The sequence below is a fragment of the Streptomyces megasporus genome, assembly GCF_000718985.1.
Taxonomy (GTDB): domain Bacteria; phylum Actinomycetota; class Actinomycetes; order Streptomycetales; family Streptomycetaceae; genus Streptomyces; species Streptomyces megasporus.
The window spans coordinates 1-378 of record NZ_JODL01000118.1; the positions used below are offsets into that span (position 1 = coordinate 1).

The 378-nt window shown below is 65.1% G+C and carries 1 rRNA gene; it reads right to left on the bottom strand.

Annotation, left to right across the window (positions count from 1 at the left end):
- Window positions 1-171: ribosomal RNA gene (locus IF47_RS0126945) — 16S ribosomal RNA — on the bottom strand; the annotation flags it as partial.
- Window positions 172-378 lie beyond the last annotated feature (207 nt).

Below are 378 nucleotides of genomic sequence, written 5' to 3' on the forward strand. Positions count from 1 at the left end.
GGTATTAGCTCCGGTTTCCCGGAGTTATCCCAGAGTGCAGGGCAGATTGCCCACGTGTTACTCACCCGTTCGCCACTCCGACCCCACCCGAAGGCGAGGCCGGCGTTCGACTTGCATGTGTTAAGCACGCCGCCAGCGTTCGTCCTGAGCCAGGATCAAACTCTCCGTGAATGCTGTGCCGCCCCCACTCGGGGGCGCATTCGCGGGGAGCCGCGCCGGACGGCCCGGGGGAATGGCCCGGGACCGGCGCGGAAGCGTCCTCGCTTGATGTTGTGTGGGGAACCGGGGCCGCGTCGCTCCTTCCGGAACCGGGGGAGGGACGCGGTGTTCACCACGTAATGTCTGGCGTTGACTTTTGGCACGCTGTTGAGTTCTCAA